Raw genomic sequence first — 927 nt, 5'->3', positions numbered from 1 at the left:
GGCGTGCATGAACGTCGCGCGCTGCAACGGCATCACGGTGTGGGGCATCCGCGACAGCGACTCCTGGCGCTCCGGCGACAACCCCCTCCTCTTCGACAGCAACGGCAACGCCAAGGCGGCCTACAGCGCCGTACTGAACACGCTGAACGGCGGCGGCACGACCTCGTCGCCGACCTCGCCCACCACCCCGCCGAGCAACGGCGGTACCAGGGCGATCAAGGGCGTCGCCTCAGGACGCTGCGTCGACGTGCCCAACTCCACGACCACGGACGGCACCCAGGTGCAGCTGTGGGACTGCAACGGGCAGGCCAACCAGCAGTGGACCGCCACCTCGGCCGGCGAGCTGACGACCGTGGGCGGCAAGTGCCTGGACGCCGCAGGAACCGGCAACGGCGTCAAGGTGCAGATCTACTCCTGCTGGGGCGGCGACAACCAGAAGTGGCGCGTCAACTCCGACGGAACCATCGTCGGGGTCCAGTCCGGGCTGTGCCTGGACGCGACGGGCGCCGCCACCGGCAACGGGACGCTGATCGAGCTGTGGTCCTGCAACGGGGGCGGCAACCAGAAGTGGAGCTGAAAAGACCGCAGGGCAGCAGGAGCTGACCCGGCAGAAGTGCCGCCACCCCCCGGCCTCGCCGCAGGCCGGGGGGTGGCGTTCGCGGCAGCGTGGTTCAGCTCAGCGTCCACTGCTGGTTGCTGCCGCCGTTGCAGGTCCACAGCTCCACCAGGGCGCCGTTGGCCGTCGAGGCCCCTGTGACGTCCAGGCACAGGCCGGACTGCGTACTGGTGACCGTGCCGTTGGAGTTCACACTCCACTGCTGGTTGGCACCGCCGTTGCACGACCAGGTCTCCACCTTGGTGCCGGCCGTGGTCTGGTTGTTGTAGGCGTCGAGGCACAGCTGCGCGCCGCCGGAGACGACCGTCAGC

2 protein-coding genes are annotated in these 927 nt (G+C 69.6%); one reads left to right on the top strand and one right to left on the bottom strand.

What is annotated here, in order from left to right; genetic code table 11:
• Positions 1-577 (top strand): RICIN domain-containing protein (locus JT723_RS34635; RefSeq protein ID WP_205048878.1); only part of this gene is annotated, 577 nt, incomplete at its 5' end.
• A 94-nt stretch (positions 578-671) separates the two neighbouring features.
• Here JT723_RS34635 and JT723_RS34630 read toward each other — a convergent pair.
• The coding region (locus JT723_RS34630) for a ricin-type beta-trefoil lectin domain protein (protein WP_205048394.1) at positions 672-927 on the bottom strand (256 nt) is incomplete at its 5' end.

Source organism: Actinacidiphila bryophytorum (assembly GCF_016916835.1).
GTDB classification, from domain to species: domain Bacteria; phylum Actinomycetota; class Actinomycetes; order Streptomycetales; family Streptomycetaceae; genus Actinacidiphila; species Actinacidiphila bryophytorum.
This window is presented reverse-complemented; position numbering and strand designations above follow the sequence as displayed.